This is a genomic window from Streptomyces sp. NPDC007905 (assembly GCF_042959345.1).
In the GTDB taxonomy this organism is placed as follows: domain Bacteria; phylum Actinomycetota; class Actinomycetes; order Streptomycetales; family Streptomycetaceae; genus Streptomyces.
On the sequence record NZ_JBIBKS010000022.1, the window covers coordinates 50,834 to 74,236 of the forward strand.

24 protein-coding genes and 3 pseudogenes are annotated in these 23,403 nt (G+C 69.5%); 20 read left to right on the top strand and 7 right to left on the bottom strand.

From position 1 onward, the window contains the following. The first annotated feature begins 95 nt into the window (after window positions 1-95). From ACFZDC_RS32165 to ACFZDC_RS32175, 3 genes are all read left to right on the top strand, one after another. Window positions 96-1,448: a DUF5933 domain-containing protein gene (locus ACFZDC_RS32165; protein WP_391329307.1), complete on the top strand. Its 1,353-nt coding sequence runs from the start codon at window positions 96-98 to the stop codon at window positions 1,446-1,448. Window positions 1,449-1,721: 273 nt separating this feature from the next. Beyond that, window positions 1,722-2,060, top strand: a complete 339-nt coding sequence (locus ACFZDC_RS32170) for a transposase (RefSeq protein ID WP_391329308.1) — start codon at window positions 1,722-1,724, stop codon at window positions 2,058-2,060. 88 nt (window positions 2,061-2,148) lie between these two features. Continuing rightward, window positions 2,149-2,724: a transposase gene (locus ACFZDC_RS32175; RefSeq protein WP_391329309.1), complete on the top strand. Its 576-nt coding sequence runs from the start codon at window positions 2,149-2,151 to the stop codon at window positions 2,722-2,724. Here the strand turns inward: ACFZDC_RS32175 and ACFZDC_RS32180 are convergent. Both ACFZDC_RS32180 and ACFZDC_RS32185 read right to left on the bottom strand, forming a co-directional pair. After that, window positions 2,625-3,446: a MerR family transcriptional regulator gene (locus ACFZDC_RS32180; RefSeq protein ID WP_391329310.1), complete on the bottom strand. Its 822-nt coding sequence runs from the start codon at window positions 3,444-3,446 to the stop codon at window positions 2,625-2,627. The two genes, ACFZDC_RS32175 and ACFZDC_RS32180, sit on opposite strands and share 100 nt — an antisense overlap. A 666-nt stretch (window positions 3,447-4,112) precedes the next feature. Then, a complete protein-coding gene (locus ACFZDC_RS32185; RefSeq protein WP_391329311.1) occupies window positions 4,113-5,234 on the bottom strand; it encodes an FAD-dependent monooxygenase in 1,122 nt (373 codons plus the stop codon). 72 nt (window positions 5,235-5,306) lie between these two features. Between ACFZDC_RS32185 and ACFZDC_RS32190 the strand changes: the two genes are divergently transcribed. The 5 genes from ACFZDC_RS32190 (at window position 5,307) to ACFZDC_RS32210 (ending at window position 11,215) form a co-directional block, all read left to right on the top strand. Next, entirely contained in the window at window positions 5,307-5,987 is a 681-nt protein-coding gene (locus tag ACFZDC_RS32190; RefSeq protein ID WP_391329312.1) for a TetR/AcrR family transcriptional regulator C-terminal domain-containing protein, read from the top strand. Between the two features lie 61 nt (window positions 5,988-6,048). Continuing rightward, a complete protein-coding gene (locus ACFZDC_RS32195; protein WP_391329313.1) occupies window positions 6,049-6,213 on the top strand; it encodes a hypothetical protein in 165 nt (54 codons plus the stop codon). Window positions 6,214-6,787: 574 nt separating this feature from the next. Beyond that, on the top strand, window positions 6,788-7,849 hold the full coding sequence (locus ACFZDC_RS32200) for a cytochrome P450 (RefSeq protein WP_391329314.1): 1,062 nt from the start codon (window positions 6,788-6,790) through the stop codon (window positions 7,847-7,849). Window positions 7,850-8,438: 589 nt separating this feature from the next. Further along, window positions 8,439-9,731 carry an ATP-grasp domain-containing protein gene (locus tag ACFZDC_RS32205; protein ID WP_391329315.1) on the top strand — a complete coding sequence of 431 codons (1,293 nt, stop codon included), beginning with the start codon at window positions 8,439-8,441 and terminating at the stop codon, window positions 9,729-9,731. A gap of 89 nt (window positions 9,732-9,820) precedes the next feature. Further along, window positions 9,821-11,215, top strand: a complete 1,395-nt coding sequence (locus ACFZDC_RS32210; protein WP_391329316.1) for an MFS transporter — start codon at window positions 9,821-9,823, stop codon at window positions 11,213-11,215. 452 nt (window positions 11,216-11,667) lie between these two features. On the opposite strand, the gene ACFZDC_RS32215 is transcribed toward ACFZDC_RS32210, so the two are convergent. Both ACFZDC_RS32215 and ACFZDC_RS32220 read right to left on the bottom strand, forming a co-directional pair. Then, on the bottom strand, window positions 11,668-12,264 hold the full coding sequence (locus ACFZDC_RS32215; protein ID WP_391329317.1) for an NAD(P)-binding domain-containing protein: 597 nt from the start codon (window positions 12,262-12,264) through the stop codon (window positions 11,668-11,670). A gap of 41 nt (window positions 12,265-12,305) precedes the next feature. Beyond that, complete coding sequence (locus ACFZDC_RS32220; RefSeq protein WP_391329318.1) at window positions 12,306-13,124, bottom strand: inositol monophosphatase family protein; 819 nt, start codon at window positions 13,122-13,124, stop codon at window positions 12,306-12,308. A 137-nt stretch (window positions 13,125-13,261) separates the two neighbouring features. On the opposite strand from ACFZDC_RS32220, the gene ACFZDC_RS32225 reads away from it, so the two are divergent. The 3 genes and pseudogenes from ACFZDC_RS32225 to ACFZDC_RS32235 form a co-directional block, all read left to right on the top strand. Further along, window positions 13,262-14,167: a LysR substrate-binding domain-containing protein gene (locus ACFZDC_RS32225; protein WP_391329319.1), complete on the top strand. Its 906-nt coding sequence runs from the start codon at window positions 13,262-13,264 to the stop codon at window positions 14,165-14,167. A gap of 303 nt (window positions 14,168-14,470) precedes the next feature. After that, window positions 14,471-15,712 (top strand): IS256 family transposase, encoded by a 1,242-nt coding sequence (locus ACFZDC_RS32230; RefSeq protein WP_391329320.1) that lies wholly within the window; start codon window positions 14,471-14,473, stop codon window positions 15,710-15,712. A 40-nt stretch (window positions 15,713-15,752) separates the two neighbouring features. Next, window positions 15,753-15,965: pseudogene (locus tag ACFZDC_RS32235) on the top strand (ISL3 family transposase); the annotation flags it as partial. Here ACFZDC_RS32235 and ACFZDC_RS32240 read toward each other — a convergent pair. Both ACFZDC_RS32240 and ACFZDC_RS32245 read right to left on the bottom strand, forming a co-directional pair. Next, window positions 15,899-16,784: pseudogene (locus ACFZDC_RS32240) on the bottom strand (IS701 family transposase). The pseudogenes ACFZDC_RS32235 and ACFZDC_RS32240 sit on opposite strands and share 67 nt — an antisense overlap. A gap of 507 nt (window positions 16,785-17,291) precedes the next feature. Further along, complete coding sequence (locus ACFZDC_RS32245) at window positions 17,292-17,783, bottom strand: hemerythrin domain-containing protein (protein ID WP_391329321.1); 492 nt, start codon at window positions 17,781-17,783, stop codon at window positions 17,292-17,294. Window positions 17,784-17,997: 214 nt separating this feature from the next. On the opposite strand from ACFZDC_RS32245, the gene ACFZDC_RS32250 reads away from it, so the two are divergent. The 5 genes from ACFZDC_RS32250 to ACFZDC_RS32270 all read left to right on the top strand — a co-directional run bounded on the left by ACFZDC_RS32250 (window position 17,998) and on the right by ACFZDC_RS32270 (window position 20,661). Beyond that, window positions 17,998-18,225 (top strand): DUF5133 domain-containing protein, encoded by a 228-nt coding sequence (locus ACFZDC_RS32250; protein ID WP_391329322.1) that lies wholly within the window; start codon window positions 17,998-18,000, stop codon window positions 18,223-18,225. A 29-nt stretch (window positions 18,226-18,254) separates the two neighbouring features. Continuing rightward, window positions 18,255-18,710: a DUF6098 family protein gene (locus ACFZDC_RS32255; protein ID WP_391329323.1), complete on the top strand. Its 456-nt coding sequence runs from the start codon at window positions 18,255-18,257 to the stop codon at window positions 18,708-18,710. 133 nt (window positions 18,711-18,843) lie between these two features. Further along, window positions 18,844-19,434 (top strand): hypothetical protein, encoded by a 591-nt coding sequence (locus tag ACFZDC_RS32260; RefSeq protein ID WP_391329324.1) that lies wholly within the window; start codon window positions 18,844-18,846, stop codon window positions 19,432-19,434. Between the two features lie 99 nt (window positions 19,435-19,533). Beyond that, on the top strand, window positions 19,534-20,118 hold the full coding sequence (locus ACFZDC_RS32265) for a hypothetical protein (protein WP_391329325.1): 585 nt from the start codon (window positions 19,534-19,536) through the stop codon (window positions 20,116-20,118). Between the two features lie 9 nt (window positions 20,119-20,127). After that, window positions 20,128-20,661, top strand: coding sequence for a 2'-5' RNA ligase family protein (locus ACFZDC_RS32270; RefSeq protein WP_391329326.1), 534 nt, complete (start codon window positions 20,128-20,130; stop codon window positions 20,659-20,661). 166 nt (window positions 20,662-20,827) lie between these two features. Here the strand turns inward: ACFZDC_RS32270 and ACFZDC_RS32275 are convergent. Next, window positions 20,828-21,580, bottom strand: a pseudogene (locus tag ACFZDC_RS32275) (IS256 family transposase); the annotation flags it as partial. Between the two features lie 368 nt (window positions 21,581-21,948). Between ACFZDC_RS32275 and ACFZDC_RS32280 the strand changes: the two are divergent. The 4 genes from ACFZDC_RS32280 (at window position 21,949) to ACFZDC_RS32295 (ending at window position 23,281) form a co-directional block, all read left to right on the top strand. Further along, a complete protein-coding gene (locus tag ACFZDC_RS32280; protein WP_011113206.1) occupies window positions 21,949-22,119 on the top strand; it encodes a DUF5670 family protein in 171 nt (56 codons plus the stop codon). A 61-nt stretch (window positions 22,120-22,180) separates the two neighbouring features. Further along, window positions 22,181-22,528 carry a DUF6233 domain-containing protein gene (locus tag ACFZDC_RS32285; RefSeq protein ID WP_391329327.1) on the top strand — a complete coding sequence of 116 codons (348 nt, stop codon included), beginning with the start codon at window positions 22,181-22,183 and terminating at the stop codon, window positions 22,526-22,528. 196 nt (window positions 22,529-22,724) lie between these two features. Then, the gene (locus tag ACFZDC_RS32290; RefSeq protein ID WP_391329328.1) at window positions 22,725-23,027 is read left to right on the top strand and encodes a DUF6247 family protein; all 303 of its coding nucleotides are present in this window, start codon (window positions 22,725-22,727) and stop codon (window positions 23,025-23,027) included. After that, the gene (locus ACFZDC_RS32295) at window positions 23,024-23,281 is read left to right on the top strand and encodes a hypothetical protein (RefSeq protein ID WP_391329329.1); all 258 of its coding nucleotides are present in this window, start codon (window positions 23,024-23,026) and stop codon (window positions 23,279-23,281) included. Before ACFZDC_RS32290 ends, ACFZDC_RS32295 begins: the two co-directional genes overlap by 4 nt. The last annotated feature ends 122 nt before the right edge of the window (window positions 23,282-23,403 follow it).

Genomic DNA, 23,403 nt, shown 5'->3' on the forward strand with positions numbered 1-23,403 from the left:
ATGTTCGAACGCGCGATGGCTACCGTCATCGCTTTTCGTCTATTTCACCTACATCGAGCAAATCGGCCAGACGATTGATATCTAGAGTGTCGCGGGTGTTTCCGCGAAAAAACGGCAGATCCGCGTTCGCCGCGTGGCGTCAACGGCGAGCCCTGCTGTGGGCCGCAGTGGGTGTGGCGGCTCTTGGATTCCTCATCACCCTGGAGATCGCCGCACGCCGCTACGGTCAACCGGGGCCGATCACCGACCAGGTGAACGGGCTGATATTGGCCCCGAAGCCGGGACCGCTGTACGGCGGGCTGGCGTTGATGATGGTGGTGCTCACCTGGCGGCAACGGCTCATCGCGGCCAGTGTCGCCATCGGCATCGACGTCGCATTCGTGCTGGTGCGGTACGCGGTCGACGCCAAGATGACCGACGGCCATTTGTTCGGCAACGGCGCACTGTGGGTGATGTTGGGCTACGCGGTCATCGCCGTGACGCGCCGCACCGGCGATGAACGCCTCCTGCTGCTGAAGGGCGTCGGGCTCGGCCTGCTGCTGGTGGCCGGCCGCAAGACCGGCGATACCTGGCTGCTCATCACCGCCAAGACCCGGCCGACGGTGCTCGACCAGTACGTGGCAACCGCCGATCACGCGCTGGGCAACCCGTCATGGCTGGCGGGCCGGATCATCAAGGCCACCGACCCGATCGGCACCCATCTTCTCCACTTGGTCTACGCCCAGCTCGCGGTGGCCGCGGTCGTCGTCGCGCTGTACCAGCTGCGCAACGTGGCAGTCGAGCGCCGCTTCCCGCGCCACCATCTGGTGCGCACGTTTCTGGTGATCGGCCTCCTCGGTCCGGCCATCTATATGCTCTTCCCGGTGGTCGGGCCGGTCTTCGCCTACGGCCCGGGCGCCTCCGGCACCGGCGGCGTGGACTGGGCGGTGGCCAACCTGTGGCCCCACACGCCATCGCCGATCAACACCCCGCACACGATGTCTTACGACGAGATCACCCCCCGCAACTGCATGCCCAGCCTGCACACGGCGTGGGCTACCGCGATCTTCATTCATTCCCGCAGGGCCCCTCGAATTCTGCGGTTCGCGGGCACGTTCTGGCTGATTGCCACGCTCGGCGCAACGCTGGGATTCGGCTACCACTACGGCGCGGATCTCGTCGCCGGCGTGGTGTTCGCGCTCACCATTGAGGCAGCGCTGCGCTCGCTCGAGCGTGGCTGGGACCGGCCGGGAATCCAGCTGGTCATCTACGGCGCGACGGTCTTTGCGGCGCTCTTGGTCTTGTACCGCTATCTGCCGATGGAGATGGCCACACATCCGTGGGTGTTCGGGCCACTTCTCATTCTGGCGATGACCTCAGTGGTCTACGGTTACGTCCGGACCACCAAACTGTGGGAACCTACGGCCGCACCCACGCGGCAACCGGAACCGCAACTCGAACCAGTCTGAACCGGGTCGCAGCGGGCTGCGGCTGAGTGATCTCGTCGGCCGCTATGAGAAACCTCCGGACGAGCCGGTGTGCACGACCGGGTCCTCATGAGCGCCGCCATGGACGCCCACAGGCTGGGAGCCACCGGCCCGCTGCCCCTCGCTTTCCTGGCGGCAGCAGAGAAGGCGCGGCATGCGGCGGCACCTGACCGCCAGCCGTCCCTCCTCCTGTCCCTCTGCCTCTGCAGGTTGTGCAAAGCGGGGCGTTGAGAGCTCGTTTCATGTGGTGAAGATGTGAGCTGGGCATTATTGCCCTTTGCGGGTGCTGACCTGTCGCAGCGGCTGGTCCCTGACGGTTTGTGCGTTCTGGTCACGCCGTCGCTGCCGTCGTTCGCCTCGCGTCCGCAGGGCGGCGGGACCGCACCGCTGGATGAGCGGGCGGTGTTCACGGCGGTGGTGTATGTGCTGACCAGCGGGTGTGCCTGGCGGCGCCTGCCGCCGACGTTCGGCGTATCGCCGGCCACCGCACATCGCCGGTTCGCCGCCTGGACGAAGGGGGGTATGTGGCGGCGGCTGCACCGGGCGGTGCTGGACGAATCGGTGCCCGCGGTGAGTTGGACTGGACCTCAGTGATCGTCGATGCCGCCGCGGTACGGGCAAAAGGGGGGCGCTGACCGGGCCGAACCCGGTCGACCGCGGCAAGTCCGGCAGTAAGCTGCACGTGCTGTCCGAGGCCCAGGGCATCCCCCCTGGTCGTCGGTGTGTCGGGGGCGAACACCCACGACAGCCTGGCCCTCAAGCCTCTCGTGAAGGGGATGCCGGCCATGCGGTCCCGGCGCGGACCGCGCCGCCTGCGCCTGGCAAGCTCCGTGCCGACAAGGCGTACCACTCCGCCGACGCCCTCGCCTGGCTGCGGAAACGCGGCATCACCGCCCGGATCGCCCCTCCGGGCATCGAGGCCTCCGAGCGGCTCGGAAGACACCGCTGGAAGATCGAGAGGTCCATCTCCTGGCTGTTCGGCCATCGTCACCTCACCGTCCGTTATGAACGCAAGGGCAGCCACTTCCTCGCCTTCCCCGGCCTCGCCGCCGCACTGACCTGCTACAAAAAGCTCTCAAGACGAGGTCGAGCAGCGGGACACCGTTGCGGTCTCCCGCTGCCCAAACCTGATCACCGGTCAGGATCGGGTGCGATTGATCAGGCTCGGGTCACCGGTGCCTGTAGTTCCGTCACCCAGCCGTCGCGGTTCTCGGGACACTCCAGGTTGATCTCACGGGGGTATCCGGTCGACTGGTAGCCGTTGGCGTCGATCCAGCGGGCCAGAGTCTGGGCGGTGGGGAGCACGGTGTCCATCGAGCCGCGGTGCACGATGGTCGCCGCCTGGTCGAGGGACGGCAGGTCGAGGATACGGAAGGCGCCGTCCTGAAGAGGGGCAGACACCTGGATGGCGGCGTGGACGCTGATCCTGCCGCCGCCCTCCGGGGCGTCCTCGTAATAGGCGACACCGGGGCCCGTGGGGGCGATACCTGCCACCTCCAGGCGACGGCACAGCTCGTCGTAGAGCGGCCCGATGACCGGGCCGATGTCCTCGGGCTCGAAACTCGCGGCGGTCGCGGTCAGCTCCGCGACCCGGGCGGCAGGGACGTTCTTGATGACGACGTCGTTCGTGGGCATGTGCCCCTCACTCTCGATCGCTCGGAGCCTCGCCTCGACCTGGACCATCCGGGCTCCCGCGGCAGCCATTGCGGTCTCCAGCTCGGCCCGCCGCAGCCGCAGCATGCCGCGCAGCTCCTCGGCGCCGACCTTCTCGTCCACGATGTCCCGGACCTGCTGGAGGGTGAAGCCGAGGTCCTTGAGCGCGATGATCCGGTTGAGGCGGGCGAGCTGGGCTGCGGTGTAGTAGCGGTAGCCGCTGGCGGGATCGACGTGGGCCGGGTACAGCAGTCCGGTCGCGTCGTAGTGACGCAGCATGCGGATTGAGACGCGGCCGTGCCGAGCGAAATCTCCGATGGTGAACATGATGTCTCCGAGCTGACCGCCTGACACGGTGTGAGGGTCAAGAAGCTACTCGGCGGCCGAGGAACAGCAAGAACGCGGGGGCGTCATCGGCGCAGTCAAACGGGCAGCCCGTGAGAGACATCGCCACATGAGACATCCTCTAAATTCGCCACTCCTGACGGCACTCGCGCGGCTGGTCCGTACGCCGTGCGCACGAGTGAGGGCTTCCATGTTCGGGGAACAGACGCGGGCGTCGGAACTGCCCGGGGCAGAGGATCGCCGACATGACCGGCCTCTCCCGCGGATTGATGACTGATCTTGCCCGCGAATACGACATCCCGATCGCTGGCTTCCAAGGCCGCCAGCCCCGCGTGACCATCGAACGGGCCTGGCTCTTCGAGCAGCGCGTCGTCCGCCGACGGCCCCCGCCTGACCTGGCCCGCGAACAAGGCATGAGCCGCACGAACATGGCCCGCTGGGCCCGCGTCCGTAACATCCCCCCTCGTCGCCGCGGAGGAGGAAGCCACCATGCCGCCGTCCGAGCAACCGAACTCGCCGTCCATCTCCCCGCTATCCTGCGAAACCCTCTCACCAGTCCTGCCGCGAAGTGCGATGAAACGAGAAGTCCCAGGTCACAGCACGACACGTAGGTCACGGGAGGTGAGAACCTACAGACCTTGAAGGGTCTCAGCTTTCGTCGGGTTGGAAAAAAGCGAGCATTTTCCGACTGGCGTCCGGCGACGTCAGGATTTCCTGGACGTGTGCGGACTGCCGGCCGGCGGCGCTGGTGCGTTCGAACATTTCGCGTTCGTATTCTTTGACGGCGGCCGAAAAGTCGCCCGGGTGCGCGGCCAGCGCGAGGCCGAGCAGTGCGCCGTCGAGCAGCGCCATGTTGGCGCCCTGCCCCACCGGCGGCATCAGGTGCGCGGCATCGCCGAGCAGCGTGACGCCTGGCGTCGACGGCCAGGTCAGGCCGACCGGGAGAGTGCTGATCGGCCGTGGCAGGATCGTGTCGTCGCAGGCAGCGATCAGCGCGGTGAACCGCGAATCCCAGCCGGTGAACAGGTCGATCAGTCGCGTCCGGGCGGCGGCTGGGTCGTCGAACGGGATCCCACTGGTGGCGAACCAGTCCTCGGCGGTGTTGTAGAAGCTGAGGTAGATGCGTACGCGGCCGTCGCCGTTGCGCTGCGCAGCCAGGGATTGTCCGTTGCCGAGCACCCAGTAGTTGCCGCGCCCCACCATCGTCGCGAGGCCGGGGTATGTGCGGTCGATGTCAGGGATACCGAGTTCGACGACGTTCTGGCCGGTGTGCGCTGGACGGGCGTCGGTGAGCAGTGCGCGGACCCGGGAGTTCGCGCCGTCAGCGCCGACCAGCAGGTCATACGTAGCGCTGCTGCCGTCGGCGAAGTGCAGCAGGCCGTGCTCGGCGTATTCGAACGCGAGCCCCCAGTGCACCGCGTGTTCGGGGAGAGAGTCCAGCAGCAGGTTGCGCAGATCGGCGCGGTCCACCTCGGGTCGCTCGAGCGGGGCGTCCTCGGGCGTGTCCTCCTGGAGCAGCAGGGTGCCATCCGGCTCGAGCAGACGCATGTCCTGGCCTTCGCGACGGGCAATCGCGTGGAACTGGTCGATCAGGCCGGCCTCGCGCAGCGCGCGCTGTCCGGTCCCGGAGTGCAGGTCGAGCATGCCGCCCTGACCGCGCGTGCCGCGTGACGGTTCGCGTTCGTACACGACGGCGTCGATGCCGTTCACGTGCAGCACACGGGCGAGAGCCAGGCCGCCGAGGCCGGCTCCGACGATGGCAATGGTCATGATTGCCTCCCTCTTCGATACGCCGTACTGGCCAATACACTGTATCGACCCATGCGATGTATTGTTAGCGGCATGTTGGTGTGGGAGAGGCCCGAACCACCGAATCGACCCGTGCCGGCCCCGCTGAACCGAGAGCGGATCGTGCGAGCGGCGATCCAATTGGCCGACGCGGACGGCCTGGAAGCGGTGTCGCTACGCAAGGTCGCCACCGCGCTGGGCGTCGGGCCGATGCGGCTGTACAGCTACATCGCCAGCAAGGAGGAGTTGCTCGACCTGATGGTCGACGCGGTCCACGCCGAGATCCGGCCGGTCGGAGACGGCTGGCGGGAGGTGCTCCGGTCTCTTGCCGAAGCCACGCGGCACGCCGCCCACGAGCACGAATGGCTCGCCGATCTACTGGGTGGCCGACCCCAGCTCGGGCCGCACGCGCTGGCCAGCGGGGAGACCGTGGTGGCCGCACTGGGCGGCGTCGACGTGGACGCCATCATGCCGATGGTCGCCGCAGTCAACGCGTACGTGATCGGCGCGGTGCGTCGGGAGATCGCCGAGCGGCGTGCCGAGCGGGCCACCGGGATGGACGAGAAGCGTTGGCAGGCCTCACTCGGGCCCTATCTGGAACGGGCCTTCGCCACCGGCCGATTCCCCGCGCTGGCCACGGTGGTGCGCGATGCCGCCCACCTGAACGCCGAGCACACCTTCCGGATCGGCCTCGACTTCCTGCTCGACGGCATCGAAGCCCGCATCCCAAGGTGACGCGCGGCCGAAGGACCGGGCCGGTACGCCCACAGCACCAGGCGGGCGCTGTCGCGTTGAGATGACGCAATTCACCGCGGTCCAAGCCCCCATCCGGCTGGCCGAACAACACGACCGCACTCAGCAACTCCGCGACCGCCGCCTACCGCCCGCCCGCGGAGCCGCCCTCCATGCCCGCCTCGACGACGTCGAGACCATCACCACGCCCCTCGCCCGGGACCTGTGAATGGCCGCCTCCCCAGCGGGCGTCCCGCGGCCCGGACAGCGGGTATGCCCTCGCCGGTCTCGGCGGCCTGCATCCAGGCGACTTCCCGGGTGAAGCGCGGGTCGAACGCAGAGAGGCCAGTGCCAGCTCGTCAACGTCGGCGAGCAACCGCCAGGCCGTGGGTGTGGAGGCGACCGAGCCGACACGCGCCACCGTCCGTTCCGGCCGGTGCACCTTCGCCCGGGCCGCGGGGCCGCCTGCTGCGCAGGAACTCGCTCCAGAACGGCTCGCTCATGCTGTCGCCGACCCTCAGCCCCAGGTGAACCGGTTGGGAGTCAGTGGTTGGTCACTGGGGTGTCAGCGGTGGGTGCTTGTGTGGTCCGGTTGGGGCACCCGCCGCCGGGGATGCCAGGTGGCGCGGGTATTCGTACGCGATGAAGGGTGGACCATGCCCAGTGCATACCCACGTGTGCTTGACTGGCCGTTGGCCCGCGTGTGTCCGATGTCGCCGCCGCCGGCCCTCGGTGTGGTTCGTGACGGCCCGCCGACGCTGGTCCGTCTCCTGGCAGGCGCCGGTGAGGAACAGCTGGTCTGGTTGATTACCCGCTATGAGGATGTGAAGGCCGCCCTCAAGGACCCCCGGCTGAGCGCCGATGAGACTCGGCCCGGCTTTCCGTTGCGCATCCCCGTGCCCGCCGACGGCCGGCCGAGCGGATTCCTGCGCATGGACGATCCGGACCACGGCCGGCTGCGCAGGATGGTTGCCCCGGAGTTCACCGTGCGACGGGTGCGCGCACTGCGGCCCCAGCTCCAGGAGTTGACCGACCAGGTGGCCGACGCGCTGGCAGCCGGTCCGCAACCTGCGGACCTGGTACGGGACTTCGCTGCCAAGGTGTCGGCGCTGGTCATCGCCCGGCTGATGGGGATCCCGGACGAGCACACCGCGTTCTTCCTGGAGCAGACCCAGATCCTCCTCACGGACGGTGACCCGGCGGTCTCTCTGGCCGCGCACCACCGGATCATCGCCTTCCTCGACGAGAGAGCGCGTGTCACGGAGTATGACTCGGGTGACGACCTGATCAGCCGTCTCGTCCTCAACCACGTGGCCACCGGCGAACTCGACCGCGCCGATCTCCTGGGAATCCTCAAACTGCTGCTCATCGCCGGCCACGAGTCGACCGCCACTCAGATCGCGGTCAGTACATTGAGCCTGCTGACCGATGATGGGCTGCGCGCCGAGGTCCTCGCCGAGAGCGGGGCGCTCTTGCCGAAATTCGTGGACGAGTCGATGCGCTTCTGGTCGATCATCCACGATGGCGTCGTGCGCCAGGCCACCGAGGACCTCCGGATCGGCGAGACCCTGGTAAGGGAGGGCGAGTCGGTGATGATCAGCCTGCTCGCCGCCAACCACGATGCCGCTGTCTTCCCCGACCCCGAACGCCTCGACATCCACCGCGATGCCTCCGGCCATCTACTGTGGGGCCATGGCCCCCACTTCTGCCTCGGCGCCTCGCTGGGCCGACTGGAGGTGACACTCGCCCTCAGCTCCCTCTTCACCAGGCTGCCGACCCTCCGCCTGGCCTGCGAGGCGTCTCGGCTCCGTTTTCGTGAGAACCCCGTCTTCCACTGCCTTGCCGAGCTGCCCGTCACCTGGTGACCGACCGTCCGAAGCACTCGCAGGGGCGACCTCGATGCGGTCGCCGGTGAACTCAACGGCCACCCACGCGAATCGCTCGGCTGGGAAACCCTAGCCGAGCGCCTGCATCTGGGGTTGGCAGATCTGTTTGCGGCCGGGAAGTGCGGGGCGTGCGGCGGTGTCACTCCTGTGAGTGAACTCCGTGGCCGGGACCTGTGTTGGCCCTGGTGGGATGTGGGCCGGGTGGCGTGGCGTCGTACGTGCGCCTGCGGAAGCGGCGCCTGTCAGCGGACGGGAGCCGCGACGGCTCTGAACGGTTCCGGGCCCGGCGCGGTGCGCCGGGCCCGGCCGTTGCCGCCAATGGCGGTGAACTCCTGAAGGTGCAGGCTTGGAGGGGGAGTGAACACCCGGATCCCCTGCGCGTTCGTCATCGCTCCAGGTCACGCGCACCGGCCCGCATCCGAGCCCTCACGCGGCAGCCGGCGGCCTCATGTGATGCCCCGGCCGGCCGCACATGAATCCCGCCCAGTGGGAACACCTGTCATGTCCGACGCCATCCCGCGTCCGATCGGATCGATTTCCCGCCGCCACACGGCGAGGAAGGGCCGCAATGTCTCACCTCCTCTTCGTGGAGACCACGGGTCTGGGTGTTCAGGCACTCGCCCGCGCGAAGCGAAGCGGTCACACCGTGACCTACCTGCACTGCCCCCTCTACGACTTCACCGCCACATCGGCCCAGCGCAGGGAAGCCATCCAGCTCGCCGACCACGCCGTCCCGTTCGCCGATCCCCTGGCCGGCGACGCCGTGTACGGAGCACCGCTCGCCTCCGGAGCGGACCCCGGCAGCGTCGACGCCGTGCTCTCCACACTGAGTTACGGAGCGCAGGCCGCCGCCGACCTCGCCGCCCGCGGCACCTCGCCGGCCGGCACCCTCGTGGCCCGGGACAAGGGCGAGCGCCGCCGCATCCTGCGCGAGCGCGGGGTGCCGAGCGTCGGCTTCCGTGTCGTCACCGACGCCGCCGAAGCGCTGGAGGCCGCCGAGGCGATCGGCTACCCGGTGATCGTGAAACCGGTCCTCGGCATCGGGAAGGCCGTGACCTCCATCGCCCGCGACCCCTTAGCCGTGAGTGCCCACTTCGCCGCCGCGGCGGCGGACCGCGACGGGCTCACCGAGGGCATGGCCCGGCGTCTCGACGAGCGGTACCTGGTGGAGGAACTGGTGTCCGGGGACCTGTACTCCCTGGAGGTCGCCGCGTCCGGGGGGCGCCTGGTCCCCCTCGTGTGCGCGAGCCGCAAGGTGAGCCGGGAGAACCCGGTGCTGGAACTGGGATGCACCGTCCCGTCCGGACTGCCGGCCACCGACGAGGCCGCACTCGGTCGCTACGCCGTCGAGGTGTGCCGCGCACTCGGGTTCGACCTCGGCATCTTCCACGTAGAGGTGATGCACACCCCGTCCAGCTTCCGGCTCATCGAGGTCAACCCGTGGCTGACGGGCGGCTCCCTGCCCGACACCATCAGCAGCGTCGCCGGGGTGGACGTCTTCGCCCTCCTGGTCGACCTGTTCCCTGGCGGGCCCCTGCCCGACGGCCCGCTGCCCGTGAAGGGCTCGGCCTCGCACTCTTTCCTCGCCGCACCGCAGAAGTCCACCGTGCCCGCCCTTCTCCCCGACGCCTGGTTCGCTTCCTTCCTCGCCCGACTCCACTCCGGCTACGCGCGGGTGGGGGCCGGTGACGTGGTGCCGCCCATGCGCACCAACTTCGACTCGTTCGGCATGCTGCGCGCCGTCGCCCCCACGCCCGCCGAGGCCGAGGCGGCGTGCTCGGCGGTCAAGGCCGACATCGAGGGCTTTCTCGGTTTCCCGTCGTTGGCCGAGCGGACCCGCACCCCGGCTCCGGTCGCGTGAGGCGCGACGGCGGCCGGCGGACCACCGCGGGCACGAACAGCAACTGCGTGTCGGGACACCACGGCCGGGCCTCGTCGAACGGAGAAGACGTGCCCGACCGCCGAAAGCGCGCCGACGGGGACACGACGTCCGGCACCCTGCGGACACCGGACGCGACCGCCGTGCCGAAGGAGCAGGAGCCGGCCGGCGTCCCGCAGGCACCCGACCGGGCCGCCGGCCCGCCGGCGCCGCAACCGCAGGACGCGCAGGGAGAGTTACGGCAGCGGCGAGGTCTCTCGCTCGCCGTGTACCTCACCTCGGCGACGCTCGTACGCTCGGCGAGCGGCGGCGCTCCCGTCGCGCTCGTCGCGCTGACGCTGGCCCGGGCCGGGCACGGCGGGGCCGCGCTAGGCGGCGTCCTGGCGGCCCTGCTCACGCTGCCCAACGTCGCCGGACCGTGGATGGCGCGCTGGCTGGAGGAGGCCCGCGACCCGAGATTTCGGCTGGCGGCCGCGTTCATCGTCTTCGGGCTGATGCTCGCCGGGACCGGTCTGACGTTGGACCGTCTGCCCGTCGTCCTGGTGGGTCTCATCGTCATCGTCGGCGGTCTCTGCGATCCGCTGATGACGGGAGGACTCAGCAGCCGGCTCGCGCTGATCGTCGGCGAGGACACCCGCGCCCAGCGCCGGGCCGAGGGGTGGGACTCGGCGACCTACGGAAGCAGCAACATCCTCGGTCCGGCCGCGGTCGCCGCGATCACCGCCCTGACCGGGGCCCTGACCGCGGTGGTCGCGCTGGGCGCGGCCGGCGTGCTGGCCGGCCTGCTGATGTTCGCGCTGCCCAAGGAGCACCGGACCGCCGCCGCGAGGCAGCGCTCGATGCCCGTACGGGACGCCCTCAAAGTGATCGTCCGGCAAGGTCCGTTGCGGCGCGTCATGATCGCCACGATGATCACCTCGGTCAGCACCGGCGGCGTGATGGTGATCGCGGTGGTCTTCGGCCGCAACCTACAGGGCTCGGCGGGCGCGGGCGCCGCCCTCGGCGCCGCCTACGGCGTCGGCAACCTCTGCGGAGCGCTGCTGACCGGCGCGTTCCCCCTCACCGGGGAACCGGAGCGCTGGGTGCTGCGGCTGATCGCCGCGAACGCCGTGGCGGTCGGCCTCTGTGCACTGGCACCCGGTTACGTCCTCGCCCTGGCGACCTTCGCCCTGGCGGGAGCGACGAGCGCGGTCCTGTTCACCGCGTCCCTGGCCGTGCGCTCGGTGTACTCCCCGCCCAACGCCCGAGCGCAGGTGTTCGTGACGATGGCCGGGCTGAAGATGGCCGCCGGTTCGGCCGGCACGGCACTGGCGGGCACCCTGGTCGGCATCGGCCCGCGCCTCGCCCTGTGCCTCAACGCCGTCGTGGTCGCCTCGGCCGTCACCATCGGCCTGACCGACCTCCGTCTGACCCGCCGTCGATCATCCGTCGCGGGTCCCGAGGACACCTCATCGTCGGCGAAATGACGGGAACGGCGAGTGGGCAGCCCGCGGCGGCGTCCCCGACGTCGGCCGCGGGTTCGCCCACCTCGGCCGCACGGCACCTCATTGTGAGCATGCCGCGCATGTTCAGCGCCGATGACTACGCGCGGCGCAGACAGGCGGCACTGCTCAACAACCGACTGCATGCTGGCTTGCGAGGCACCGACGCGCACGCTCGGGCGGGTGGGACGGGCGGCGTGGTGCCGGGGGAGCGGGGCGCGACAGAGGGGTGGGGACCCTCCTCTTGGCGCGCCCGGAGCGGTTCAACGCGCCCCGTGCCGACTCCCCGCCTGCGCGCGGAAATCCGCTGCCCACCACGGGCCGGCTCATGCGCCGACTCGATGACGAGGGACATAGTCAGCGCCCGTTCTCGGAACCGAATATGGTTCGAACATCGGGCTCGACGAACTCTCCGCGTGCTGGGAGGGCCCGCCGGATCAGCGGGCGATCGAGATCGCGAAAGGCGCGAATCCGTTGGAGCGAATCACGTGCGGTACGAACAGGATCGCGGCCTCCGTGGCGCGAGCGGTCTGGATCCCGCCGAGATCGGTGATCCACTCCATACGCCAGCCGAGGCTGACGAGCAGTTCGCGGACGGTTTGCTTGGCCTGCGGGTCCTCGCCGGAAAGGAAGGCATCCGGCGCCTGGGTGAGCGTGGCCGGCGCGGTCATCACCGGGAAGAGCATGGTGTTGAGTGTCTTGACGACGCGCGTTTCGGGGAGCGCTTGCTGGAGTTGCTCGGCGAGGCTTGAGCCGGGGTAGATCAGGTCGGCGGGCAGTCCGTCCGGTCCGTCGATGGTGGCGTTGGAGACGTCGACGAGGATCTTGCCGTGCAGTTCCTCGCGCAGGGCGACGAGCCGGTCCAGCGAGCCGGCGCCCGGCGTGGCGTTGATGACGATCTGGGCTGTGCGGGTAGCGCCGGCGGCGGCGCCCGGCTCGCGGTCCGCCACCCTTACCTCATGCCCTGCCCGGGTAAGGGCTGCGGCCAGGTTGCCGCCGACGCGGCCGTTTCCGAGAACTGCGATCGTGGGCATGGTGATCTGGTACCTCCGTGCGTGCAGGTTGTGGTGCGCGGTCAGCGGGAGAGGGTGGCGACGGCCTCGGCATGGACGCCGGGCGCGGCAGCCAGGAAGCTCTCGCTCTGCGGGGTCCAGGGGCGGCCCTCGGCGTCGGAGATCTGTCCGCCGGCTTCGGTGACGAGCAGCGCCCCGGGCAGCAGGTCCGCGCGGGCGCCGGCGAACTGCCAGAAGGCGTCGATGCGGCCGGCTGCCACGTTCAGCAGGTGCAGGGTCGCGGGCACGGCGGTGCGGACGACGAGTGCGTCGAAGAGCATCGCGGTGATCGAGGAGCCGACGCGCCGCACGACGTCGTCGTCCTCGTCCGGCCGGGCCTGGCTGGTGGCCACCATGCTCAGGCCGAGGTCCGCGGTCCGGGAGACGCGCAGCGGCCGGCCGTCCAGGTAGGCGCCCGCGCCGGTGAGCGCGGTGTAGGTCTCGCCGGTCAACGGCAGGTGGACCGCGGTGAGCACCGGCTGGTTCTCGCGCACGAGGGTGGCGGTCACCGCCCACTCCGGCAGGGCGTGCAGGTGGTTGACGTTGCCTTCGGCCGGATCCACGACCCACCATTCGCCGGGCGGCAGCGCCCCGCCGTCCAGCTCGTCCTCCACCCAGCCGGCGTCCGGACGCAAGTGCGTGAGGCGGGGGCGCAGGATGTCGAGGGCAGTGTCGTCGTTGGCGGCGAGCGCGCGCATCAGCTCTTCGCGGGTCTGATAGCGGACCACCTCGCCGAAGCGCTCGCGCAGCGCCGAACCGGCCGCGCGCACGGCGGTCGCTGTCTGGCCGAGCAGGTCGGCGTCGGAGGCGGCGACGTCATTGGTCTGAAGCGTTTCGGACATGGTGAACTCCCAGGTGAGTAAGAGGTGATGAGGCCGTTCAGGCCGCGCCGTGCGCTCTGTCCAGCGCTCTGATCTCGACGGTATACAGCCCTTTAATTAACTTCAAATGCATGTAAAGCACGGCTAGGATTACTCACGTGCAATTGGACCTGAACCTGTTGGCCGCGCTCGACGCGCTGCTGGAGGAGGGCAGTGTGGCCGGGGCGGCCGCACGCCTGCATGTCACCGCCCCCGCGATGAGTCGGAGCCTGGGCCGAATCCGGCGCACGACCGGGGATCAGATCCTGGTGCGCACCGGCCGCACGATGACCCCGACGCCGTACGCGATCGCCGTCCGGGAACAGGTGCACGAGCTGCTTCACCAGGTCCAAGGGGTGCTGGCACCGAGCCGTGAACTCGATCTGGCAACACTGGAGCGCACCTTCACACTCCGCTGGCACGATTCCCTGGTCGCCTTGAGCGGCCCCGCGCTGCTCGCGGCCGTGCGTGAACAGGCGCCGGGCGTGCGATTGCGCTTCGTCGCGGAATCGAGCATTGACACACCGGAGTTGCGGCGCGGCGAGGTGGACCTGGAGGCGAACGCCAACCACCCGGGCGCACCGGACATCCGCGCCGAGAACGTGGGCGAGTCCCGCCTCGTCATCGTCGTGAGGCAGGGGCATCCCCTCACCCGTGGCAGGACCGTCACCGCACATCAATACGCCGCCGCCGAGCACGTCACCGTCTCGCGACGGGGAAACCTCAGCAATGCCCTCGACGACGCTCTCGCGCGGCTTGGCCTCACCCGCCGCGTGGTGGCGACCGCACCCACGGAAGCGGCCGCGCTGGAGTTCGCGCGCGGCTCCGATCTCCTGGTCAGCGTCCCTGAAGCCACCACGCGATCCGCGGTCGCCGACCTCGGCCTGGTCGTGCTCCCCCTGCCGCTCGAACTACCGCTCGCACCGGTATATCTGTCGTGGCATCAGCGCTACGACACCGACCACGCCCACGCCTGGTTGCGTGGGCTGGCGCGAACCGCGCTGGCCATGCGCCGAGCGTCATAGTCGGCGCCGTCCGGCCGCTTTCACCCCTACGTCCACGCGGCCGCCTTGGTGGCGCAGGGCCGACCAGGGGTCTGTCCAGTGAACGGCCCTGTCTCACTTTCGGTGGTGACGGAGAGTCGTGAGGTTCGTTGACGCTCGCGTGAAGGATCTCAACGAGGATGGCGTCCCTTGTCGTGGTGTAGCCGATCAAGGTGAGGGAGTGCGCCGGGGCGTGTGCCGATGAGGCTTTCGCTCCCTGCCCGCAGGGTGGGCCACCGTGCAACTCTCCGTAGTGAACGGGCAGTTCAATGCGGGAGGTGCAGGGTGGCCCTGTCTCAGCATGACCTACTCCGGCTGCTTGAGTCACTACGTTCGGCGGACGGGCTCGAACTCGTCCGTGGTGTGGCCGAGCGGATGCTCCAGGAGCTGATCGAGGCCGAGGCCACGGCCCGGATCGGCGCGGAGTGGAACGAGCACACCGAGACGCGCACCGCGCTTCGCAACGGCCATCGGGACAAGACGCTCAGCACGCAGGCCGGCGACCTGGACCTGGCGATCCCCAAGCTGCGGTCAGGGAGTTTCTTCCCCGCGCTGCTGGAGCGGCGCCGCCGCATCGACCAGGCCCTGTATGCGGTCATCATGGAGGCTTACGTCCACGGCGTGTCCACGCGGTCGGTCGACGACCTGGTCAAGGCCCTCGGCGCGGACACCGGGATATCCAAGAGCGAGGTCTCGCGGATCTGCCAGGACCTGGACGGCCAACTGACGGCGTTCCGTGCTCGGCCTTTGGACCATGTCCGCTTCCCGTACGTCTACCTCGACGCGACCTACTGCAAGGCGAGGGTCGAGCACCAGATCGTCTCCCGTGCCGTGGTGATCGCCACCGGGATCACCGAGGACGGCGGCCGCGAGGTGCTGGGAGTCATGGTCGGCGACAGCGAGACCGAGGTGTTCTGGACCGAGTTCCTGCGTCACCTGCGCGAACGCGGTCTGACCGGGGTCCGGCTCGTCATCGGCGACCACCACTTAGGGCTGGTCAAGGCCATTCGCAAGGTCATGCTCGGGGCCGCCTACCAGCGCTGCAGGGTTCACTTCCTGCGCAACGTGTTCAGCGTGATCAACAAGGAAGCGGCCGAGATGGCCGCCGCCACGATCCGCACGATCTTCGCCCAGCCCACCGCCGACGCGGTCCGCACCCAGCTCGACACCGTCGCCGACATGCTCGGCAAGCAGTTCCCCAAGGTCAAAGAGATGCTGCTGGAGGCAAAGGACGACCTGACCGCCTTCGCGGCATTCCCCGAGCGACATTGGAAGAAGATCCAGTCCACCAACCCGCTGGAGCGGATCAACCGCGAGGTCAAGCGCCGCACCGACGTCGTCCAGGTCTTCCCAAACGACGACGCACTCCTGCGACTGGTCACCGCCGTGCTCTTCGAACTGCACGACGAATGGATCGCCTTCCCTCGCCGCTACCTGCCCGAGGGAAGCATGGACCAGCTCTACCCCACCGAACTCCCCGAAAGCGCCCCCGCGCTACCCAACACCACCAACACGACCGCCAAATGATCGGCTACACCACGAGAAGGGACATGACCTCAACGAGCTTGTGCAAGAGGTGTTTTCGGGTCTGTCCCCGCTGGTCATAGAGGGTCTGGCCGACGAGGGTTTACGGATCGTGGTGCAGGCTCGGACTCCGCAGGACGCTGCGGTCTGTTCGGTGTGTGGGGCGTCGTCGGGGCGGGTGCACGGCTATCACCTGCGGACGGTGGCCGACGTGCCGGTCGGTGACCGCCGGGTGTCATCGCGCCTTTGCTGCCCTGCCTCCAGGTCACCTCGGTGAACCGCTCCGCACCCGCCTGCGCTGCGAGGACGCAGACGGCTCGCGGTGGGGTGCGGTAGCGGGGAAGGGTGGGCGGTCCGAGTCCGCCATAAGCAGGCTGGTGCGGCTCGGCATCCTCCGGGTGCTTCCTTCCCGTTCAGGGCCAGGACATAGGACAGTCCTCGCTCCTCGAGACCGAGCCGGAAGGAGGTGCTGACGCCGTAGCCGGCGTCGGCGATCACGACCGGCGCCTTCAGCTGCCACTCGGCGAGTGTGTCCAGCAGGCCGAGCGCGAGACGCCACTTTTCCCGGTGCACCACGTCGTCGGGGGCACCTGCCCTGCGGCATCGGTCCGGCTCGTCCGTCCACTCACGCGGCAGATACAACTGCCACTCCAGCGGGCACGAGGCGGTGTCGGTGGCGGCATGGACGCTGACCGCGACCTGGCAGTTCGCGCGTTTGCCGACCGCTCCGCAGTACTGGCGGGCCACCCCGACCGACGTCTTGCCGCACTTGGGGAACGACACGTCATCGATCACCCACACCTCGGGCATGACAACTTCGGACAGCCGCTCGGCGATCCGCTGTCTGACGGGCAGCGGACGGCGACTGGTTCACGAACTGTTGGAGGGCCTGCATGTTGCCGTCCGGCAGCCGCTCGGCCATCGGCTGGATCGACTTGCGCCGGCCGTCCAGCATCAGGCCCCGCAGATAACACTCGCCCCACCGCCGCTGATCCCGCCGCGGCACCGACCCGAACACATCGGCAACGAACTCCGATAACTCGCCCGGGAGCCGTTCCACCTCCCCCAACCTCATACCGGAGAAGATGCCCACCACCAGGCGAGATCACCCGACGTAACGAAGCACTACTAGCTGAGCCACTTCACTCCAGGTACTCCAGCTCGTGGCGACGTGTTGACAAGCTGATCCGCTCCGCTTCCCGTCCACCCTCCACATCGACGGCCGGGGCCAGCCGCGCCACTGCCTTCCCCGTCAGGTCCACTGAGGAAGGACACCTCCGTGGCCCCGAAACGCCGTCGCAGGTGCTCAGCGACCACCTCGACGGCGTTCACCGGTGCCGCCCTCTCCGCTGCGGTCAACAGCCGGGGAAGTCCTCTGCCCACCGCTCACGGCCACGGCCCCTTCCTGCATCGCCTTCTCAAGCTTGGGGACCGTCACAGCAGGCGTCAATCTGTGCGCGATCACGGTCGGTGGTCGCCTCGGCTGGGCCTGGACGCCACCACCGCCGACGTGCCGCCCTTCGGCGCGGGCGCCCCATTCCTCCGCAGGATGGACCGGCGCCCCGCGCCGGGGCGGTCGCGATCAGGAATTGACGATGCGGCGCACGTTCTCGACCGAGCCGCAGCCGGCCTTCAGCTGCCGCTCGCGCTCCTCCCAGAACGCCGCTCCCAGCTCCTCGCGCCGCTCCATCGCCACGTTCTCGCGCGCGCCGTTGAGGATGGTGCGTTCCTCCTCGTCGGCGTGGTGGGTGACGGCCTCCACCAGCTCCTCCAGCTTGGAGTCCCACTCCTCGGAGCCGACCTCCTCCACCTCCAGCAGGTCCAGCAGGGCCTGGTTGCCCTCGTCGTGCTCGTGCTCGCCGTGCTCGACCTCGTCGTCGTCGATGTTCTTGTACCGCTTCAGGGCGGGATAGACCTTGGCCTCCTCGGCCTGCGCGTGGGCGATCAGCAGGTCCGCGAACTCCTTGAGCGCACCGGCCCGGTCGGCCTCGACGCTGCGCATCAGGCGGAACAGGTCCTCCATGCGCCGGTGGTCCTGGAGGATGAGGTCGACGACGTCCTGGGTTTCGGCCATGGCGGGGCACCACTTTCGTGCGAACGGTTGAGAGTCACTACCGCCTACCCTCACCATCCGCGTTGATGGCTCCCTGTCACCCGGGACGACGACATTCCGGGCCGCTGTCAGGGGGCGGGCGGCCTCGCCGGGATGCGCGGGAATGACGGCCGCAAGGCGGGGCACAAGGGTCGGTGTACACGCCAAGTGATTTATGGTGATGAGGAGACCCTCGATGCTCATGGCGCACCCCGCCGTACTGACGAACCTGATCGAGCAGTACGAGACGCTGCGGATCCTGCACGCCGAAGACGGCAGCCCCGAGGTGCGCCAGCGCATGGACGACGTCGCCTACACCCTGTGCGTGGCGACCGGCACCCGTGACATCGACGCCGCCCTCATCGCCGCCCGCCACCGGCTGCCCGGCGCCCGCCCGCAGGACGACTCCCTGCTCACCGCCTGACCGTCCCCCCGCTCGCCCCGCGTTGCACCATGAGCACCCGCGCCGATCTGCCGACCGTCGCCAGCCTCGAGGAACTGACCCGGCTCGTCACCAGCCGCCGGGGCCTGTACGTGCGCTGGTCCCTCGGCCCGGCATGCGACCTGCCGCATGCCCGCAGCAAGGACGACCTGACCGGCCTTCGGCTGCCGGGGCTCTCGGCCAGTTCGCTGGACATCGAAGCCTGGTGGAGCGAGCGGCCCGCGAAAATTTGGGTCGCGCGCCGGCTGTACGACTACTGCCATCTGCCCCGGGTCAAGGACCCGCGGACCCGGCCGTGGCTGCTGCACGGCCGTGAGGCGGCCCGCGGCCCCGACAATGAACCCCTCGTGACGGACGTCGAACCCCTCGGTTGGATCAGTGATCGGGTCACCACCGAGGCGTGCGACATCATCACCGAACAACCCGGCGGATGGGGGACCCTCGCCCGCGACGGAACACCCCGGTGAACCGGCGCCGAATCCGCTGACTCTGCACCCCACTGTCCGCCCACGCAGTGCTTGTGTCGGGGGCTGCTCCGGATGGGCCACGGCCGCCTTCTGCAGCTGCACCGCCGCGAGCAGGCTCAGCTTCGGCTCCGCCTTGCGCAGTGCCTTCACCGCCGCGACGGAGGCGATGTCGCCGGTGAAGCCCCCGTGGGCACTGGCCCAGCACGTCACCACACGGCTGCACGTGCCGCGCCACCTCGCCGCAGGCCGCGAACCGCTGCCCGCCGGCGCGGTGCACGAGCGAGGCGGCCGCACCTGGGTGGGTGAGCGTCTTCCCCGCCACCGCCTGGGTCCGCGGCTGCTGGGCGGCTACTTCGCCCAGGTGCGGATGCAGGACGGCATCACCCCTGAGCAGGTACGCCACCGCGCGGCCGCACCGTACCGGGGCGGTGTCCAGCATCCTGGTGTGGCGCTGGTCCTCGGCGCCGACAACATCGCCGCACTCACCGCGACCGACATCCTGCACAAGCTCTACGGCGAAGGCCACGTCGTCATCGCCAAGATGAACCCGGTCAACGCCTACCTGCGCCCGCACTTCGAGCAGATCTTCGCCGAGTACGTCCAGCGCGGCCGGCTGCGGTTCGTGGACGGCGGCCCCGCCGAGGGCGCCTACCTCGCAGCCCACGACTACGTGGCCTGCCTCAACGTCACCGGCAGCGACCGCACCCACGACGCCATCGTCTGAGGCACCGACGACCACGCGGCACGCCGTCGCCGCGACGACACCCCGCTGATCGACAAGCGACACGCCGTCGACTTCGCCAACACCGTCCTGACCGGCACCTTGGGCGCGACCCTGATCGTGCACCCCCGAACCGAGCGGACCCATCCGTACGCGGTGCAAGAGGCCCTGGCCGAACTGCGCCACGGCACCATCGGCGTCAACACCTGGTCCGGCGTGACTTCCTGCCGGCTACACCCCGTGGGGCGCCTACCCGGGCCACACCTGGCAGGCGATCGGCAGCGGCACCCGGCGTCGTCAACAACGCCCTCATGCTCCAGGACGTCGAAGACGGGGCTGCGCGCCCCCTTCGCTCCCGCTCCCCGCGGCCTGTTCACCGGCTGCCCCTCGCTCACGCCCAAGCCGCCGTACTTCGTCACCCACCGCACCGGCCCCACCACCCTCGAACACCTCACCCACTTCACCGCCGCGCCCCCTCCCGTCCGGCTGCCCGCCGTCCTCGCCGCCGCCTGCGCGGGTGACCAGGAGGTCTACCGGCACTCTTCCATCGCGCGCCACAGCCCCAACCAGCGGACGCGAGAGCAGGGCACTGCGGGGGTCGACACTCCCGAGAGCGTGTCGACGCGGCTTGTCCAGGAGCGAGGCGCTGGTCAGAGAGCCGGCGACCGCGCCGACGACCGCCGGTAGGCTGCGGTGGTGCGCACGGTCGAGCTTCTGTTGGACGAGGCGGCAGAGTTGGCGGTCCGGGAGGCCTGGCGGCGGCTCGCGGTGGCGGGCCTGCCCAGTCAGGCCCGTCACCGCTCACCGACCAACAGCCCGCACCTCACCCTGGCCGCCTGCCCGGAGCTGACCGCCCCGATCCGCTGGGAACTCGCCGAGGCGGCCGCCGCGCTGCCGCTGCCGGTGCGGTTCACCGGCCTGGTCCGCTTCGAGCGGCCGACCTCGGTACTGGCCTGGGCGCTGGACCTCGACTCCGCGCTGGCCGGCCTGCACCGCCGGGTGTGGGAGGCGGTGGCCTCGGACAGCCCGCCCGAGACCCTCAACCCCTTCCACGACCCCGCGCGCTGGAGCCCGCACATCACCCTCGGCCGCACCCGCCGGGCCGGTGCCTTCGCCGCCCGGCAGATCCCCGAACTCCTCGCAGCGCCACCGCTGTCGGCCCGGCTCGTCACCCTGCGCAGCTACGACACCGAGACCGGCGCCCTGGAGATGCTGCAGCCCCGCCCGTGAGACGCCCCCGACGCCACGGTGTCTGCCGACCGGTCAGAGAGCGATGCGCGTCTCCTGCGCCAATGCGTGCAGGAGGTGGTCCTGGAACACCTCGTCGTGAACCGCGCGATGCGGCTGCTGCCGCCGGGGGTCTGTCCAGCCAACGGTGTAACTCGGGTGGGGTGAGTCAGCGGCGGCCGACGGAGAGTCGGCCGTCGAAGGCGATGTCGAAGGCCTGCCGGGCCGGCTTCCAGCGCATGGTCCAGCGTTTGCGTCCCTGGCCGGTGGGGTCGAGGCTCATTACGGCCGTGTAGACGCATTCGAGGGCTGCGGCCTCGTTCGGGGAGTGCCCGCGGGCCTGGACGGCTTTTCGTATGCGGGCGTTGACCGACTCGATCGCGTTGGTGGTGCAGACGACGCAGCGGATCTCGGTGGCGAACTGGAGGAAGGGCACGAACTCTGCCCAGGCGTTCTCCCAGAGCCGCACGATCGCCGGATACTTGGTGTCCCAATCTCCCTGGAACTCCAGGAATCGCTCTTCCGCCGCGCTCGCAGTTGGAGCCTTGTAGACCGGCTTGAGTGCGCGGGAGATCTTGTCCCAGTCCTGGCGACCCGCGTAGCGGAACGACGCCCGAATCAGGTGGACGACACAGGTCTGGGTCGCGGCCTGCTGCCAGACCGCCGAAATCGAGTCGGGCAGGCCCTTGGGCCCGTCGCAGACGACCATGCACACGTCTTCGACGCCGCGGCCCTTGATCTCGGCCGGGACCTGGAGCCAGTACTTGGCGCCTTCCCCGCCGTCGCCGGCCCACAGGCCGAGAATGTCGCGTGTGCCGTCCACCGTGACCGCGGGTGCGACGTAGACGGGCTGATTCGCCACCTGCCCGTCTCGCACCTTGACGTGCACGCAGTCGATGAAGATCACCGGATAGACCGCTTGAGTTCTATCGGTGGGTGCGAATGCTCCGGAAGGAGAACGTTCGGATGCCGAAGTGTGGCTCACAGAAGCTGGAAGCATGATCGTCCCAGACCCCGGCCCGATATTGCCGCGCCCCAGCGCCGACGAGCCGCGCACACCAGGCCCGGCGATCGCCTGGCGCTTCCACTATTGCGGCGACACGCCCTGACCACAGGCCGGCCCACCGCAGTTGACGAGGTGGACCTGCGGTGCGTGAGGGGTGGGGCTGGGGGAACCAGGCATGGCGCGTGGCGCCCGCGCATATGCCCCGTGCCCCGCGGAAATAACTCCCGCTTTGTGGGCTTGTCGGCCCGAGGTAAGGGCACCTGGTGGCCAGGAGGTTGATAACAATGGTTCCCCTGCTTCTGGTTCTTCTGCTGGCTCTGATCCTCTTCGGTGCGGGTTTCGCGCTGAAGGCGCTGTGGTGGATCGCGGTGATCGTGCTCGTTGTGTGGCTGCTGGGCTTCGTCGTCCGTACGGCGGACAGCGGCGGCCGCAAGGGCCGCTGGTACCGCTGGTAGACGAGAAGGCACCCAGCGTGAGGAGCGCGGCACGCGCGAGAGGTGAGTGGGGTCCGGCCGGATGCGGCCGGGCCCCACTCGCGTAACAAGACCGCCGGTGCGGGCGGTTGGGAGGGATCGGGCGTATCGGACGCATCGCAGGGTACGTGAGTCATGCACCGGCCCCGCGGACCCAGCAGTGGAACCCTGCTCCTCCTGTCTGCGGGGCCGCTGCGCACCTCTCTCTCCCCTGGGCGCTGCCGTCCACCGCGCCGACTGCACCGTGGTCCAGCGTGGCGCCAGCCCCGTCAGTGTCGGCGACGCCCGCCAGGCGCTTACCGGCGATCGGTCGTTCCTCCGTGCCTGCGAGTTCCGCCGACCGGACACCGCCCTGGGGATACCCGACTCCACGGATCCGCTTCAGCGCTGACGTTGCATCCAGCCCCCCCGCAAGCCAAAGGGCTGTACGACATCAGAAGGACGTGCCGCCAGTAGCCGGAGCAACGGCGGGCTGGAGGCCGAGTTCGCCGACATCAGCTTCGACGGGGCCTGCGCGCTGATGTCGCAAGCGCCTCCCAGCCCAGCGTACGCGGCGATACCGTAGCTCTGAGACGCCTGGAGGAGACATGAGCGCCCAGCCCGACCACGCCGCGCCACCGTCGGCCCTAGCGCCCACTGCGGCCAAGCAGCTGCTCGCTGAACTTCGTGCCAGCAGCCGGGCGGAGAGCTGGGTGCCGGCCTTCGAGCGTGACTGGACGGCCGCCCTGGACGACGCCCGGCACAGCTACAGCCTTGCCCCCCTCCACGCTGTGGTCGCCGCCTGGACGGCCCGTCTTGCCGCCCTGCCGGCCGTGACCGCGTTCTTGGACAGTGGCATGGACGATTCCGACGGCATCGACGCTCAGGACGTCCTTGGGACGCGCACGTGAGTGATGCCTTCAGCGCCCGCCTGTCCGCGAAAGCCCAGGGCGTCCTGACCGAACTGCCCGACTACGCGCGGCAAATCGTGCGCGACGTGCTCGACATCGCCGGCCGCGACCCGTGGGCCTTTCCGCCGTTCGACAGCCGTGACCCCGAAGGTGAAGACGTCCGCTCCGCCTCGGTCGGCCAGGTCACCGCCGTGTACTGGATCAACCGACCAGCCGGGCGCCTGTACGTCCTCGACCTGGTCTGGCTCGGCTAGGTTCCTCAAGGGACCGCCGGGCTGGCGGAGGACAGCCCGGTACTGGAGTCTGCATTGATTGCGGCGCAGCCTAGCTACGGCAGTTGGACCCGGGGGTCGCGGAAAGGCGAACGCGAGCGTCG